The 16513-nt window shown below is 45.4% G+C and carries 14 protein-coding genes; 7 read left to right on the forward strand and 7 right to left on the reverse strand.

The window, feature by feature from the left end:
• Window positions 1–56: 56 nt before the first annotated feature.
• Window positions 57–974 (forward strand): COX15/CtaA family protein, encoded by a 918-nt coding sequence (locus ACLSU7_RS03620; RefSeq protein WP_413294190.1) that lies wholly within the window; start codon window positions 57–59, stop codon window positions 972–974.
• A 4-nt stretch (window positions 975–978) separates the two neighbouring features.
• Here ACLSU7_RS03620 and ACLSU7_RS03625 read toward each other — a convergent pair whose 3' ends face one another.
• Window positions 979–1596 (reverse strand): LON peptidase substrate-binding domain-containing protein, encoded by a 618-nt coding sequence (locus ACLSU7_RS03625; RefSeq protein ID WP_413294191.1) that lies wholly within the window; start codon window positions 1594–1596, stop codon window positions 979–981.
• A gap of 56 nt (window positions 1597–1652) precedes the next feature.
• On the opposite strand from ACLSU7_RS03625, the gene ACLSU7_RS03630 reads away from it, so the two are divergent.
• Window positions 1653–2063 carry a thiol-disulfide oxidoreductase DCC family protein gene (locus ACLSU7_RS03630; RefSeq protein ID WP_413294192.1) on the forward strand — a complete coding sequence of 137 codons (411 nt, stop codon included), beginning with the start codon at window positions 1653–1655 and terminating at the stop codon, window positions 2061–2063.
• On the opposite strand, the gene ACLSU7_RS03635 is transcribed toward ACLSU7_RS03630, so the two are convergent.
• On the reverse strand, window positions 2048–2461 hold the full coding sequence (locus ACLSU7_RS03635) for a (deoxy)nucleoside triphosphate pyrophosphohydrolase (protein WP_413294194.1): 414 nt from the start codon (window positions 2459–2461) through the stop codon (window positions 2048–2050). The genes ACLSU7_RS03630 and ACLSU7_RS03635 overlap by 16 nt on opposite strands.
• Window positions 2462–2544: 83 nt before the next feature.
• On the opposite strand from ACLSU7_RS03635, the gene ACLSU7_RS03640 reads away from it, so the two are divergent.
• The 3 genes from ACLSU7_RS03640 to ACLSU7_RS03650 all read left to right on the forward strand — a co-directional run bounded on the left by ACLSU7_RS03640 (window position 2545) and on the right by ACLSU7_RS03650 (window position 6152).
• Complete coding sequence (locus ACLSU7_RS03640; protein ID WP_413294195.1) at window positions 2545–4152, forward strand: Na/Pi cotransporter family protein; 1608 nt, start codon at window positions 2545–2547, stop codon at window positions 4150–4152.
• Entirely contained in the window at window positions 4152–4490 is a 339-nt protein-coding gene (locus ACLSU7_RS03645; protein ID WP_413294196.1) for a DMT family protein, read from the forward strand. The genes ACLSU7_RS03640 and ACLSU7_RS03645 overlap by 1 nt, the downstream gene beginning before the upstream one ends.
• A gap of 66 nt (window positions 4491–4556) precedes the next feature.
• On the forward strand, window positions 4557–6152 hold the full coding sequence (locus ACLSU7_RS03650; protein WP_413294197.1) for a hypothetical protein: 1596 nt from the start codon (window positions 4557–4559) through the stop codon (window positions 6150–6152).
• Here the strand turns inward: ACLSU7_RS03650 and ACLSU7_RS03655 are convergent.
• Window positions 6149–8341 carry a heavy metal translocating P-type ATPase gene (locus tag ACLSU7_RS03655; protein ID WP_413294198.1) on the reverse strand — a complete coding sequence of 731 codons (2193 nt, stop codon included), beginning with the start codon at window positions 8339–8341 and terminating at the stop codon, window positions 6149–6151. The two genes, ACLSU7_RS03650 and ACLSU7_RS03655, sit on opposite strands and share 4 nt — an antisense overlap.
• 162 nt (window positions 8342–8503) lie before the next feature.
• Here ACLSU7_RS03655 and ACLSU7_RS03660 point away from each other — a divergent pair, with 162 nt between their 5' ends.
• Both ACLSU7_RS03660 and ACLSU7_RS03665 read left to right on the forward strand, forming a co-directional pair.
• Window positions 8504–11917, forward strand: coding sequence for a DUF3857 domain-containing protein (locus ACLSU7_RS03660; RefSeq protein WP_413294199.1), 3414 nt, complete (start codon window positions 8504–8506; stop codon window positions 11915–11917).
• Window positions 11918–11972: 55 nt separating this feature from the next.
• Window positions 11973–12407 carry a hypothetical protein gene (locus tag ACLSU7_RS03665; protein WP_413294200.1) on the forward strand — a complete coding sequence of 145 codons (435 nt, stop codon included), beginning with the start codon at window positions 11973–11975 and terminating at the stop codon, window positions 12405–12407.
• Window positions 12408–12512: 105 nt separating this feature from the next.
• Here ACLSU7_RS03665 and ACLSU7_RS03670 read toward each other — a convergent pair whose 3' ends face one another.
• The 4 genes from ACLSU7_RS03670 to secF are packed head-to-tail and all read right to left on the reverse strand — an operon-like array spanning window position 12513 to window position 16504.
• On the reverse strand, window positions 12513–13082 hold the full coding sequence (locus ACLSU7_RS03670) for a DUF366 family protein (protein WP_181607132.1): 570 nt from the start codon (window positions 13080–13082) through the stop codon (window positions 12513–12515).
• Between the two features lie 4 nt (window positions 13083–13086).
• A complete protein-coding gene (gene queC / locus ACLSU7_RS03675; protein WP_413294201.1) occupies window positions 13087–13782 on the reverse strand; it encodes a 7-cyano-7-deazaguanine synthase QueC in 696 nt (231 codons plus the stop codon).
• Window positions 13779–15521: a single-stranded-DNA-specific exonuclease RecJ gene (gene recJ, locus ACLSU7_RS03680; RefSeq protein ID WP_413294202.1), complete on the reverse strand. Its 1743-nt coding sequence runs from the start codon at window positions 15519–15521 to the stop codon at window positions 13779–13781. Before recJ ends, queC begins: the two co-directional genes overlap by 4 nt.
• Before the next feature lie 29 nt (window positions 15522–15550).
• Complete coding sequence (gene secF / locus ACLSU7_RS03685; RefSeq protein ID WP_413294203.1) at window positions 15551–16504, reverse strand: protein translocase subunit SecF; 954 nt, start codon at window positions 16502–16504, stop codon at window positions 15551–15553.
• Window positions 16505–16513 lie beyond the last annotated feature (9 nt).

The following is a 16513-nucleotide window of genomic DNA, read 5'->3' on the forward strand; positions in this document are numbered from 1 at the left end:
CGGTCTATTAGAGCCGTTTATTGACCGAGTTTCAAGCCCGTGATAGCCCTTTGCCCATGATGACACGCACTCAATACAAGAAACTTGCATTTGGGCTTTTGATTTACACGATCCTGGTGATTTTGTGGGGCGCCTGGGTGCGCATTTCTCACTCGGGTGATGGCTGTGGTGATACGTGGCCTTTATGTCACGGCCAGCTGATTCCCGAAGCCCAACGTGGAAAAACCTGGGTGGAGTATGGGCATCGCCTGATGTCAGGTATCTATGGTTTTGTCGTGATTTATTTCTTTTGGATTGCGCGCAAACTTTATCCGGTGGGCCACTTCGCTCGCAAGGCTGCCATCGCAACTTTGATTTTCATGATCACAGAAGCCCTTTTGGGAGCAAAGCTCGTTCTTTTCAAACTCGTCACGACGAACGACACTCCTTATCGTGCGTTTGTGATGGCGCTGCATCAGGTGAATTCATTTATGTTAACTGGTGCCGTGGCACTGGCTTACGCTTCGGCCGCGTTGAACGACACCACTCCGACACCGCTCGCTAACTACAAAAAATATAAACTCTTCCCGTGGATTATCGTTGTGCTTGGAACGACCGGTGCCTGGGCGGCACTTTCGAATTCACTTTTCCCAACTGATAATATTTTGGATGGATTGTTAGCGGACCTTTCTTCGGATTCGCACTACCTTATTCGTCTGCGCGGTCTTCATCCGGTGCTGGCCGTTTTAGGTGCTGGAAGCCTTGCTCTGTTTTTCTGGCTTAAAGCGCAGACAACGGAAAATGTTCTGCTGCAGAAAAAATCCGTACAAATGAGTGTGATTTTAATCGTGCAAATTATTTTTGGCTTTAGCACACTCTTTTTACATGCGCCAACGTGGATGAAAATCACGCATCTGTGCTTGGCCCAAGTAATTTGGGTGGTTTTGCTTCAGTGGGTTTTCTTTACCCGCAATCCCGCGAAAGCGACGACTTAGGACTCTAAGTCGTCAGTTCATTTGATTCCGTCAGACGGTGGAGAAAATCCACCTTCTCGTTAATGTCGTTATACTCTAGAACCATCTGCTGCAGGTCATAATCGCGCACCATGTAAGAGGCAAAAGCTCCCACAACTTCCTCGGGGCGATTCAGATTTCTCAAAAACATATCGCGCTGAGAAGGGTCCGGGATGTGAGTGTGAATCCAGCGAATAAGCACTTTGTTAAGCGCCTGAAGGCGCACTAGGTGCTGTTGATCGACGATCGTTTGCTCGGGAATGATCTCTGACTGACAAACGAGATAAGGCGTTTTGTAATCCACAGTATGTTTTAAACGTAACTTGCCTTGGCCTTGCAAAAAGACCAGAAGAGTTCCATTCACTCGTTCTTCGATGATTTGAACGTAACCGTAACCCGCGATTTCGCGCACAAACGGGACTGGCTCTCCTGGAGGAACGGGAGCAACTTTAGAGGGATCTTCGATATAGCCCATGGCAATGGGCATGTTGTTGGCCACGGCGTTTTTCACCATGGTCAGATATCGAGGTTCAAAAATATTTAGGGGTTTGGTCGTATGCGGAAACAACGTCACATTGACCAGCGGAAACAAAAATACTTCCATTCGTGAGGCCCCCACAGCTTGTTTAAGTAGTATAATGATTGTAGCCTGGGATTGCTATGGAAAACGTGGATGTTAAAATGAGAAATGTGGTGTTTTTCGACGGCGTCTGCCATCTTTGTAATGGCTTCGTGGATGCAGTAATTACTCGCGATCCACAGCATCGTTTTTTGTTCGCCCCACTCCAAGGTTCGACAGCGGAGGCGCTTTTACCGGCACAAGATCGTGTAAACCTGGATACAGTGATCTACTATGAGTCAGGTCGGATTTACCATCGCTCAGCGGCGGTTCTTAAAATACTTTCGGGTTTGGGTGGAGTCTATGGTCTGTCTCGACTTGGATGGATTATCCCCGGCTTTATCCGAGACAGTCTCTACAAACTGATCGCAAAAAATCGCTATTCATGGTTTGGGCAAAGAGACTTTTGCCGTCTTCCTACTCCGAGTGAACGATCTTATCTTTTACCTTGAAGCATTTCCACAAAAGGTCGATCCGCTGCCGAGAGTTCGTCTTTAACAATTTCATCGGCCTTTAACCATTTCATCGCATCATGCTCGGTTAAAGTGATTTCCGAACTGATCGTCAAGGCTTCGTAAACTCTTAGGCGAATGGTTTTTGAAGGATAAGCGAAATCCTTTTCACCGATAAGATTGCCTACGGTGATAGCAATTCCGAGCTCCTCATCTATTTCCCGGCGAAGTGCTTGCTCCGGAGACTCCGAGGGCTCCACTTTTCCACCGGGAAACTCCCAAAATCCTGCACCGCTTTGATCCGGGCCTCGACGCACTAGCAAAATGCGCTTTTCCGAGTCATTTTCTTTACGAATGACTGCGGCCACTACCAAAACGGGCTTTTTCAGATCCGACATCGGAAACTCCTTCGAGGAAGACTCAGCATAAATCAGAATTGCTGCTTCCTAAAACTAAAAAAATGCTGCTAAGATGATTCTTTATGATTGATACACAGAATTCCTTCTTTATTTTACTTATCAGCGGTGTAGCACTCTTCCTCTACGGAATGTCCATAACCAGTTCGTCACTTGAAAAATTGATGTCCGGTAAGATCACAAGCCTTTTGAATCACCTTTCCCAGAGTAAACTTTTAGCGATCTTTACGGGTGTCGGCTTAACGACGCTTATGCAAAGCTCCGGGGCTGCGACGTCGATGCTCGTGGGCTTGGGTTCAGCGCGAGTGATCAACTTGCGCCAGGTTATGGGTGTTATCATTGGTACTGCAATTGGTACCACTTTGACGGTGCAATTGATCTCTTTTGATCTGACTCAGTATGCACTTCCCGTTTTTGCTATTTCGTTTGCGTTTTACTTTAAAGCCAAGAAAACCGTATTTAAAAATCTGGCACTCGCGTGCATGGGTTTTGGATTGCTATTCTTGGGTTTAAAACTGGTATCGACGGCTTCTCATCACTTTGCAGAAAATCCGATGCTAACGGAATTCTTCCAAAGTGTCCGTGACAATCCTGGCTATTCTTTGATGATCTCGATCGTATTCTGCGCGTTCGTTCAGAGTTCAGCGATCACCATTGGTCTTGCGATGAGCTTGGCTGCGGTAAAAGCGATTACGTTTTATGATGCAATGATCTGGGTCTATGGTGCCAATATCGGAACAACATCGGTTGCATTGATTTCAGCAGCAGGTGGCAACTATATCGGTCGCCAAGTGGCCTGGGCCCATTTCTTTTATAAAACCATCAGCGTGGTGATCTTTTACCCGTTCACGCAGCTCTTTATTGATTTCTTAATGACCTTTGATACGACGGTCGCACGCTCCATTGCCAATGCCCACCTGATTTTCAATATTATTTCTGCGATCATCTTTTATCCGTTTATCGATAAAGGGGCTCAGTGGATTGAGAAAATGTTCCCGAAAGCAGCCTCCGAGGAATTTGGCACCGAGTTCGTGAACATGAATAACTACCAAAGCTCAGCCTTGGCAGTTTCTTATGCTAATCGCGAGATTATGCGTACAGCAGATATCGTGATCGGAATGATCAAAGACTCAATCAAGCTTTTTGAAACCAATGATCCCAAAGTTTTTGATTCTATCAAAGATCGCGACAACAAGGTCGACTTCCTTTACCGCGAAACAAAAATGTTCTTATTGGACCACGCTAATAAATCCAGCACCGTGGTTCATCAAAACATCATGAACATGATCATGTTCCTCAGCGATGCGGAACGTGCGGCGGATGCAATTGACATCAACATTCTGGCCCTGGCGATCAAAAAGAACGCTTTGAAACTTGAGTTCTCAGGCGAAGGTTGGGCAGAAATTCGCGAAATGCACGAACAGGTTGTGAAGGTGGCTGCGATGGCCGTCAATGCTTACCAAAATCGTGATCTTTGCGAAGAAGCGATTCAGCTAAAACGTGATTTAGCGAAGCTTGAAATTTCACTGCGCGAAAATCACATCAGCCGTTTGAATCGCGGTTTGAATACTTCGATCAATACAAGTTCGATCCACTTAGATCTATTGAGTGAGTATCGTCGTATCGCGAGTCTTTTGTGCAACCACGCCTATAATCAAAGGACCCATAAATAATGCTTCATTATGTGAGCCCCGTTGTCCTGCTTTTGATTTCAAATATCTTTATGACCTTTGCGTGGTATGGGCATTTGAAAAGCCTTAAAAGCTCCGCTCTTTGGATCGCGATTGCTGTTAGCTGGGGCATCGCTTTGTTTGAATATATTTTTCAGGTGCCAGCAAACCGAATGGGCGCCCAAGTCTACACTTTGCCACAGCTTAAGATAATTCAAGAGGTCATCACGATGGTGGTCTTTGCGGGATTTTCTTACTGGTATATGGGTCAACCACTTAAGATGGATTACCTCTATGCAGGGCTCTGCCTTGTAGGTGCGGTCTATTTCCTTTTCCGCTAAACTCTCATTTCGGGACTAAAATCCAGTCATCTGGTTTTTAGTCCCATTTCAAGATACAATAGTACTATGAAGTTTATCCTGATACTCGAAGATGACGAGAGAACAAGTCAGGATCTATATGAAAGCCTGAAAAGTATAGATCCTCAGCTTCATATTCGCTTTTTCAAGGGTCTTGCAAGCTTCCACGAATTCCTTAAAGTCGCAGTCCACGAAGGAGCCAAAGCCTTGGCTCAAGCTGGAACGAAACATCCATCTGATCTTTCTGACTTAACTGAACCTTCAATTGCCGATGAGCTTCGTCTGGTTATTGCAAAAGATGAGTTTTTGGGAACGCAGAATATGGGATTGGTTCGCCGCGCCCGGGATTTTTTCATTCGTAAAAAAATGTGCTCAGAACAAGAGCCCACAGCATTGATCTTAACGGCTTTCGAAAGCCCTACTTTTGATATTAAGCTTGCGGAAGATCGCATCATCAACAATGTTCTTTATAAGCCTTTTGATAAGCTGATCATCAAAGAGCATCTGCAGTATGCTTTGACCGGCCATCACCCGGTGACCAGCTCGACACTGACAGCTGCGAAGATGTCAGCAACCATCGAAATGCTTAAGGATATTCAGCTACAGTCTTTATCTGAAATTGGATTTACAAGCTTAAACAATCACGAAATTAAAATCGGTGCGATCACCAAATACTATAGCGATTCCTTTACTTCAGACAGTAAGAAAAGCTTGCTTGCGGTTTGTGTCGCTTGCAAAGAAATCTCCATTAAAGAATATCTTTGCACTTTTCAATTTGTGGCTGCAGACCCAGGGCAGATTGCTAAGATCCGCCGCGATATTTTGCAAAACAAAAGCCATCAATCCTTGGATCTACAAACTCCGATGGGAAATCTAAAAACTCGCATCATTCTTTTGAACGATGATGAGCCCTTGGATATCGAGTTCAAAACGATGCTCAATCAGCGTTTTCAAAACGTGGAAGTCTTTAGCTACAAAAGCCAGGGACAACTGCTATCGGATTTGCAGGATTTGGACAGCAAAGAGCGCCAAAATCCTCCACTAAATCCAGACCTGGTGATTATTAATTATCATATGCTGGATATCGAGAAAGAAAAAACCTGGAACGCGCTGGTCGAAAAAATGAAGGACCGCGCGAAAAAACACAGCACGGAGTGGAAAGAGACTCCCCAACTGATTATTCTTTCGCGCACGAAAATCACTCCACCAGAAGTGGCTGACATGAGCCGCTGGTGTAAGGACATTTACTTTACGCCGCTTGATAAAATGTATATCGCAAAGAAACTTATCACGAACTTTGCAATCACGACAGTTGAGCCAACGACACTACCTTACGTGAAAGACGTGCTTGATGCGAAAGTGGCAAATCCCGTGGAAATCACGCAAATCTCAGAAGCGGGCGTCGTGATGAAATATCACCGTGCCATCAGCACGGGCGCCTTCCGTGAATTTATCCTGTGGCGCATGGAAGAGCATCAAAACCCTGAGATCATTGCGACCGTTAATTATTCCGAAGAAAATAAAACCGATTCAGGATACTTAAATCACTTTGTCTTTTTTGGGATGAAGGACGCCTACCTTAAACACATTCGCCTGTGGTTAGTAGACGCCTATATTAAATCCAAAGAAAAAGATTCTGCTTAAACTTTCTTTTTCTTAAGCAAAAGAGAATTGCTGACCACAGAAACTGAACTCATCGCCATCGCAGCTCCTGCAATCACCGGATTTAACATACCAAATGCCGCGAGTGGAATCCCTAGGGTATTATAGATGAAGGCAAAGAACAAATTCTGACGGATTTTTTTCAACGTCGCCTGTGAAAGTTTCACAGCATGAACTAATGACATCAGATCATTATTCATCAAAGTAACATCCGCTGTCTCGATGGCGATATCTGTACCTGATGACATTGAAAAACTCACATCGGCCATTGCCAAAGCCGGCGCATCGTTAATTCCATCACCCACCATGGCGACCACGTGTTTTTTTCGTTTCAGCGAAACTATAACATTCGCTTTGTCGGAAGGCTTCACACCGTGCTTAAATTCTGCAATTCCCACCTGACGTGCAATCTCTTTTGCGGTCCCCTCGTTATCGCCGGTCAACATCATCACGGTAATTCCCAGTTCTTTTAGGGCGGCAATAGCATCCTTCGAAGAATCACGGATTTTATCCGCCACGGAAATAAAACCTAAAACGCCGTTATCATCAGCAAGCACCATCACCGTCTGACCTTTGTTTTCCGCCTCCTGGATTTCCAAAGATAGCGAAGAACCATCAACAATCCACGATGGACGCCCTAGGCGATAGCGAATTCCGGCAATCACGCCTTCTACCCCAAGACCTGTGACAGACTTAAAATCACTCACGCCGTATAATGAAAGTCCTTTGTGCTGAGCTTCTGAAAAGATCGCATGAGCCAAGGGATGAGAAGAGCCTCGCTCCAGGCTTGCAGCAAGTTTTAGGATTTTTTCAGAATCAAAGTTTTGTCTATTTCCTTGTGTAGCTACGACCTGAACAACAACGGGATGCCCCTCGGTGATCGTTCCAGTTTTATCGAATACCACGTAATCAATCTTCTCAGCTTGTTCGAGAGCTTTTGCATCTTTAAATAATATCCCTAAGGGTGCAGCCTTGCCGATCCCCACCACGACAGCCGTGGGTGTTGCCAATCCCAAAGCACAAGGACACGCAATCACCAGTACAGAAACGGATGAAATAAATGCCGCTTGTAAATCCCCCAGGATCCACCAGGTTGCAAAAAAAGTCAGAACACTTATCGCCACCACGACCGGCACGAACACACTGGAAATTTTATCCGCAAGTCTTTGAATCGGTGCTTTGGATCCCTGGGCTGCAGAAACAATCTTTATGATTTGCTCAAGCTGGGTTTTGGAGCCGACACTGGTTGCGCGAACCTGCAGGACGCCATCTTGATTTAGTGTTGCAGCGTAAACATGATCCGCCGTATTTTTTTCCACTGGCAGGCTTTCCCCAGTCAACATGGACTCATCAACCGTCGATGAACCCTCAACGACCACTCCATCCACGGGAATAGATTCTGCGTTTTTTACTAAGACGACGTCGCCCACCATCACATGCTCAATGGAAGTGACGACCCACTCATTGTCTTTTTTAATCAACGCCGACTTAGGCTGTAAGCGAATCAAGCTTTCGACCGCCTCTGAAGTTTTCCCCTTCGCGCGGGACTCCATCAGTTTGCCCAAAAGAATCAGAGTGATAACCGCGGTGCTGGCTTCAAAATAAACGTGCTGCTCCTGCCAATTTAAGACCGTCACCACGACGCTTAATAAGTAAGCCATTGATGTGCCGAGCGCGACCAAGACATCCATATTCGCACTTTTATTTTTTAAGGCGAAATAGGAGCCACGATAGAAGCGCCACCCGATCCAGAATTGCACGGGTGTTGCTAAAATCATCTGCAACCAGCGTGGAACAATTTCGTGATGACCCGAGAACATCATCACCATCTCAAACAAAAACGGAGCCGTGAGGATCGCAGAAACGATAAAGTGAATTAAATCCCGACGGTACTCAGCCGCGGCCTCTTTCTTATAGGATTGCACATCGGTTGGAGAGTTCATCTCAAAAGCTTGATAACCCACATTTTGGACGGCTTTGATAAGGTCTTCCGGGGCAATAGAACCCGCATGTTCAATATGCGCTTTCTCAGTCGCAAAATTCACCGTCGCAACGACTTCAGGTATGGCATTGAGGGTTTTTTCGATCTTTGCGGCGCAGTTCACGCAAGACATTCCCACGAGTTGAAGATCTGTGACTGAATTTAAATTTTCCTGCTGCTTTGACTCCATAAAAACTCCCTGCTGTAACATTAGGGCACAAGGTCGAGGTTTGTGACAGATTCCTATACAAAAAACAGAAGATTGCGTGAATCAATTTGGGAAGGATAGGTCCAGGAACAATATAAACAGAGAATTAATTAAGTTGGGGCTTTAAAAACCGAAAAAGATAATATGAAAACACGCCTGATTTCACTAACATCGCTAGCTTTCTTGTTTATCTCTTCTGCTCACGCCGATTGGATGCAAGAACAAGAAATGCCTTACACCATCGTGAACAGCTCTCATGAAGCCACCATCGATAAAAATGGTTTTTCCGAATCCACCTTAGAATCGGAAATGAAAGTGATGAATGAAAAAGGTCGCAATGAACTGGTGTTGCAAACTATTCCCTTTGCTCCAGATGCCGCTACGATAACCTTCGTCAAAGGCTCGACTTTCACTGACGGCGTTGAATCTCCAGTAAACCCCAAAGACGTGACCACCAGAAGTGCTAAAGGTCCTCAACAAGGCATCAATCATCTGCGTGAGATGGTTATTCCTTTTAACAACATCAAAATCGGTTCCATCACCAAGTACACTGTTAAGATCAAAACGAAAAAGAACCTGGTAAAAGGACTTTTCCAGCAAACTTATGTGATGGGTGTGCATGCTCCTGAATGGGCTGGCCGCGCCAAGATTAAATCTCTGCTGCCCCTTTATGTAAACGTCAACGACCCTTGGAAAGTCCTGGAAACGAAAGAAAGTAAAGAAGACGAATACTATGTTTTCGAATTTAAACAAGTAAAGCCTTTATTTAAAGTACCTGAAGAAGCCTTAGCCATTCTTCGTAAAGATCAAATTTCCCGCGTTGACGTGAGCACCATGAATAACTGGGCTGACTTTATCACTCCGGTCTCGCAGAAATGGGAAAAGATTTTGGCGACAAAAGCGTTGCCAGCTCCTTTCACTCGCATCGTAAGCAAAGCTAAAAAAGCTGCCACAACGACTGAAAAAATCGACATCGTGACATCCGAACTTGCAAACGTCATGACGTATTCAGGGAACTGGACAAGTCTGGAAAAAATGTATGTAGCACAACCTTTAAAAGATATAGCGCGCACGAAAACCGGCGATTGCAAAGATTTTTCCTTGGCAACGACTGCGATGTTAAGAGCACTGGGTATTGATGCCAAAGTCGCTTTGGTAAAACGCTCTAGCCTTGAAGAGTTGTCGCGATTAAAACCTGAACTTTCTGCTCCCGAACTGGTTAATCCTGCACTTTTTAATCACGCAATTGTGAAAGTTAAAGACGGCGAAAATATTCTTTGGGTGGACCCAACGAATATGGTGAGTAATGCGGGATATGTCTTTGCTGATATCGCGGGCTCCCACGCCATTGAAGTGAGCGATCAGGCGAAAGCCCTGGAATACCTCCCCTATCCAAAATCTGGTGAGTCCCTGCTGACTTTTGATAAAACAATCAAAATAAACCAGGACAATACTTCAGATACGACCACAAAATTTGAAGCAACGGGTGAATATGCAAAGTACATGATCGAGGCATCTCTTGCGAAAAGTGAAGAGGCTGGCAAAAAGACGATCATGACTTATCTGCGCTCTAATCCTGAAAACTCCAAGGGCATGTACGAGGGAGTGAACTTCAGAAACCGCATTGTTAATAAAATCTCCGGTACACAGAAAACCATTGGTGAAGAGCTGACAACTTGGCATGACCAAAAGCTTTACCTCGACACCGGCTTTCCGCAAACGGTCCTGTATACCATGGCACTGCTGGGTTACCGCGTAACGGATGCGAACATGATTGCCCGTTACTCGGAAAAAACCGTTACTCACGTCAAGGGTTTTGATTTTGTCGGTTATCAGGAAGGCTGTTCTATCTTTACTCCGTGGTACACAATTTCACGGGACTTCATTAAAGAAGACGGCGGATTTAAAATTGTGGATGACATCGCTTTCAATGAAGTTCGCATTTCCGCGAAAGATTTAAATTCAGATAAATTTCAATATATGACGGGCGATATCCCCGAGTGTTTCAAGGGCCGCCAAGTGTTGATCAATCCCATCGCACCCGCATCCACTTTGGCAAGTCGTCTGGATGAATATACAATCCCTAAGGCCAATGAGAAATTGGATATTGGCGGACCGAAATCCATTCAAGGCGCCCATGATGCGTATCACATCGCAAACCAAATTTTGGATAGAGATCCCGAAAACAAAGACGCCTTGCTGGTGAAAGCCCGCGCTTTGCGCCGTATTAATTATATTCACAATGGTGTTGATCGAAAAGAGTATCTGGATGTGGCTTCCCAAATCGTAGATAAGCTCAACACGAGCTATCCCAACGATCCAAAAATTCTGCAGCAAAAAACGTGGATTCTTTTGTCTCGCGACGATAAGTCGGCGCTGTCTAATACTTTCAATCAGACTTACAAAGCATCTCAAAAAGATTTTGATTTATACTTCTTAGGTGGAAAAGTCCTGGAGGAGTTGAAACAAAATCAAGCTGCCATCGGCTCCTATAATAAGGCTCTGGAGATTGCCCACAACAATGCTGACAAGGCCCGGGCCGGTGCCGCATTGGGTGAGCTATTGATTCAACAAGGCAAAGTAGAAAACGGAATCGCCTTTTACAAATATGCGATCAAAGCTGATCCAGGGAACTCTTGGCTTGCAGGTAATTTTACGGCTTACATTCAACAACTGGGTCGTTGGGATGATGCCATTTCCGTGGGCGAGGAAGTGGTAAAAACAAACCCCTATGGTATGGCAAAGAAATCTTTAGCTGACGCCTATGCCGGTAAAGGAAATAACATCCGCACGCTGGCTGCAAAGAATCCTTTGGATCAGGCAAAATCTTTGGATACAGCCGAACAACTTTATGCCAAAGGTCTTTCTCACTTCCCTGAGAATGAGAAATGCTTGAAGGGTTTAGCTGAGATTTACTTCACAAGAGCTATGATTGATTTCAATCCAATGACGGCGCAAAAATCTTTGCGTTATATCGATAAAGCGATTGCTGGTAAAAAAATCAGTTCTGAAGCGTTTATTCCGATGAAAAATACTTTGAACATGATCGTTGCTGGTACACTGCGCTCGATGCCAAAAGATAAAGCTGCGGCTTTAGCAAGCCAAGCGACTTCATCAACGACGCCGTCTCAAGTGGTTCACGCAGAAGCGCCGAAACCACCTTCACCATCACCGGCAGGAGCTATCGTTCCGAATAAAACTCCAGCAAGCGTAACCGCACCCGTACCGATGGTGCCGCAGACTGAAACTCCGAAGTCGACTCCGGCTGTGACAGCTCCTACTGTTCCGGCGCAACAACAGACCACCGCGACTGCAACACCGTCCACCACTGCTGCTCCTGACGTACAGCCACAGCAAACCGCAGCGGCTCAAGTTCCAGTTGCGAATGCGAGCCCATCTGCGACACCTACGGTTGTAAAAGCTCCTGCTCCTGCAATTTCGCCTGCTGTAGCCACTGCACCATCTCAAACACCGGCTCAACCCGCACAACCGGCAGCGCCTTCGAAAGCTCCAGCCAGTGTGACGCCAGCAGTGCCTGCGCAAGCTCCGTCTAAGTAGAAATTTTTTGTCACAAATTCGGCTCCTGCTTCCTATACGGAATAAGGAGCATGACATGATTCAAAAAATACTTCTTATTTTAGCATTCGCCATCGCAGGTTCCGTCCATGCCCATGGCGAAGACAAACCCGGTCCTCATGGCGGGCATATCAAAATGCCTGGACCTTTTCATACCGAACTTGAAATCGACCCAGTCCAAGGCGCACATATTTTTCTTTTAGATATGGATTTTCAAAATCCGACTGTTCAAAACTCTTCGGTGACAGCGAAATTCCAAGCAAAAGGCAGCAAGAAAACAGTAGAATACAAATGCGGAATTATGGGCGGAAATCATTTTCACTGCGTGCCTCAGGGAAAAATTGCTGGCAAAGGTCAGCTAAAAATCAAAGCTGTACGTGAAAATGCTGTAGGTAATGAAGTTGTTTACGAACTTCCACTTCTACACTTTAAGAATGAAGCTTCCGCAAAAGAGGATCACTCGAAACACTAAAATACAATGCTTCATGTGTGTCTGTGTAACCTGAAGCCCTTCGGGACCGCAGCGGAAATGAAATGACATAATCGACCGAAGACCATGCCGTCGGTCACCAGGATTTTAAGGAACTGGACGAACTTTTTGAGTGGCAGTAACGATCGTTTCGTATTCCTTTTTGAACAAAGTCATTAAGTCTTCCGCTGTTCTGCGAGGATCTACTTTCCAGTCATTCAGGCAAGCTGTTTTAACAGGCGTGCCTTCGTTAGTGATATTCATTGCAAAATGCACCATCGTAGAAACTGGTGAGCGTGTCGCTATACTGATAGAAAGCTTGCGATCTCCCCAGTAAATATCGTCACCATCACGAATAAGTGTTTCTGTTTTTAAGGCACTTCCCGCGTGGGCTTGCATATAGTCTCGAGCAATAGAGGCAAACAGACGTTGCAAAGCCACTCCGCTAAAGAGATCACGATCAAATACTTCAATAATGAAGTGAAGCATCTCATCGCCAGCAATCACAGCGTTAGCAAGTAAGTCCTCGCCATCCACCATGTGAGAAAAAGGAATATCACAACGGCCCATCCAGGAAATAATGGAAGGTCCCAAAACACCATGGTCCAAATACGCAAACAGGGAATGAAGCTGACTGCCATCGTAAGCGAATTTTTTTTCGATAAAATGCATTTCCATGGCACTACCCCTTAAACAGATTTTTTACATCAACATTTGCGGAAGCGAAGGCACGCTTCGCACGCTTACAGGATTCACACTCCCCGCACCACTCGTCACCCGCGAAATAACAAGGCCACGTCAGTTCCCAAGGGACATCAAGTCCCTGTCCTAAAAGGACAATGGCGGGTTTATTTAAGTGAGCTGTGTAACAACCCACTGTCACCTTATTGGAAGTGGAAAACGAAAACGCGTGAGTCGCGGCTTTTAGAAAATCAATGGAGTTATCTGGAAAGGTCGCGGCTTCTTCAGCATTGAATCCTGGAATGACAGAATCTGCCCCTAAGGCCTCTGCATAGGCGGCTGCGATATTTAAGAAAATGCCATTGCGATTGGGAACCCATACGGATTTTGCAGATTCCGCAGATTTTTCCAGATTATCGATTTCAACATCACTGCCCGTTGGAACTTTCTGATCGTCGACCAGCAAAGAGGATTTGTTGAATTCCTTAAACCACGTCACATCCAAAACTTTATGAGGCACACCCAGATGCTTGGCGATTTTAGCGGATTGTTCGATTTCTTTTTTCGCGGCTTTTTGACCATAATTAAAAGTCAAAGCCAACACCACTTCGTGATGGTGTTTGATTGCTTCAAAAATATTAACCGTCGAGTCTAAGCCCGACGACAAAAGGACGACGACTTTTTTCTTATTCTTCATGACATGGCCTTCAGATCACGAATCAGGATTTGAATTGTTTTTTGCCCAGCAAAGTAATTCCACTGAAGCTCCCCTAAGATATCATAAAAACCCGGCACCGTGTGCAAAGTTTCCACCTGACGAGGAGTCGGTGTAAATAACAAGGCTTCCATGGTCGCATTGCTATCCGGATCAAACAGCTTTAAGCGCAGATGACCGCCCTTAAGCTCGCGTTTGGATAAAATCTGAATATTTGAAAAATGAATCAAAGGAATGGCAAAGCCCGCCCCGAATGGACCGACAAAATCATACCATTTCATCAAGCTTGCGCTGACTTCTGGAAGACTTGCTTGAACATCATAGAAAATTTCTAAAGGCTTCGGCTTTTCACGCAGATCCGAAAAATGCCCGCTCAAACGCTGCACAAATTGTGCGACTTTCGTTTCCGCGATTTCAAATCCCGCCGCCGCTGAGTGACCACCGAAACGGCTCATCAACTCTGCCGCCGCCCCCATCGCCTCAACCAAACAGGCTTCCTGTCCTTGAGGCAAACGAGCAGATCCCACGATCATACCGTCTTCACCCAGAGAACCGACAAAGGCTGGCTTATTATAAACTTGAGTCAGCTTCGTTGCGATCAAACCGACAACGCCCCGATGGAAGTTTGGGGAAGCCACGAAAACAAAGTCTTTATGTGGCCACTCTTTAAGTAATTCTTGAGCTTCGGTTTCCGCATCACTTTGCAACTGCACGCGAGTCGAGTTGTTCTTCATCACCTGACGAACCATATCGCGGGCTTTAGAAACATCATCCAAAAGGAAGATATCAATCGGAAGAATTCCCGATTCCATTCTGGAAAGTGCATTCAATTTTGGAGCAAAGCGAATCGCCACGTCCTGGCTGGTTAATGCACGATCTTGCAGATCCAATTCTTCAAGTAATGCTCGAAGTCCGGCTCTTTTCGTCTCGGCAAGTTTAACTAACCCGTGTTTTACCAAAACGCGATTGTCGTCAACCAATGGAACCATGTCAGTCAAAGTACCGATCGTGAAGTAATCCAAGACTTCTTTTAAATCCCAATTATTTTTAGGTAGTTCGGCATGATCATGAAAGTATCTTTTCAGACCACGGAGCAGATAAAAGGCAACGCCAGCTCCACACAAATAACCTAAACCACTTTCGCAAGTTCCCTGATTGGGATTAATAATAACGTATGCCTGAGGCAAAGTTTCTGCTGGCAAATGATGATCGGTTAAAATCACATCTACACCGAGCTCACGGGCCTTATCGATTGCGGCGTGAGCCGTAATACCGACGTCGACCGTGATAATCAAAGACACACCTTGGGACTTTAACTCCTCGACCGCCGCCGCATGAAAGCCGTAGCCTTCGGACAAGCGTTTCGGCTGATAGTGCAAAACTTCGGTAAAACCCAAGGCCTGCATGCCGGTTTTTAGAAGTGCGAGTCCTGAAGTCCCATCCAAATCGAAATCCGCATAGATGCAGATCTTTTCTTTATTCAGATAAGCTTGCCCCAGACGCTCAAGTGCTTGAGACATCCCCTTTAACAAAAGAGGATCTTTCAAATCCACGAGCTTCGGAAATAACAGCTTTTCAACTTCTTGAGGTTGAGTGAACCCACGCGCAGCCAAGAGCTTACCGATCAAGGAAGGCCATTGCCCCTCGACTTTTTCAGGTGTTGCCACCTCGGTATCTGATTCTCTTAACTTCCACAACGGATTCACAAATTCTCCAAGCACAAAGGCCCCTTTTGGGGGCCTCTTAGTTTTTAAGCTTTAACTGTTTTTTTCCCAGTCAATTTATCCATCATCAAGACAACCGGAGCTGCCACGTAGATAGATGAGTAAGTACCGAATACGATACCCACGCAGATCGCAAAAGCGATATCACCAACTGTACCACCCGAGAACAACCACAAGCACAAGGCTGAAGTGAAGACTGTTCCGGAAGTCATCAATGTACGGTGTAACATGTCGTTAATCGCTTTATTGATGATGAAGCCGTAGCCTCTGTCATGGTAGTGGGAATCTGTTTCACGGATACGGTCAAACACGACGATCGTGTCATTCAGAGAGTAACCGATCAAAGTCAGAATCGCTGCCAAAATAGGTACGTTTACTTCTTTACCCACCGCTACAAAGATCGCCAAAGTGATCACCGCATCATGGAACAAACAGAATACTGCACCTGGTGCGTATTTATAGTCAAAGCGAAGAGCAACGTAGATCAAGATCACAAGCAAGCAATAGAATACTGCAAGAAGTCCGTTACGCTTTAACTCGGCACCCACTTGAGGTCCAACCGTGTCGACACGGCGGATTTCTGGGTTGTTTGCAGCGAAAGTTTTAAGAACGATGTCCTTAATTTTTGCGATGTCTGCATTCAGGATTTCATTCGTCTCTTTGTCGTTAGCGCCCTGCTTACCTTGGAAACGGATGATGAATTCGTCGTTGTCACCGAAAGATTGAACGCCGACTTCGCCCAGATGCAACTCATCAACAGACTTACGAAGTTGATCGATGGATACACCTTTATCAAATTTTACCTGAAACTCCGTACCACCCTTAAAGTCGATACCGTAGTTGATGCCTTTGACACCCAAGTAAACCAAAGAAAGAACAACCAACAAAACCGAGATTCCAGTGAAAAGATTCACTTTACCGATAAAGTCGTATTTGCCAGAAGATTCAGTTGCCGTATTTTTAGTATTATTATTAGCCATTTTATTACC

The sequence above is a fragment of the Bdellovibrio sp. HCB185ZH genome (assembly GCF_047302455.1).
Taxonomy (GTDB): domain Bacteria; phylum Bdellovibrionota; class Bdellovibrionia; order Bdellovibrionales; family Bdellovibrionaceae; genus Bdellovibrio.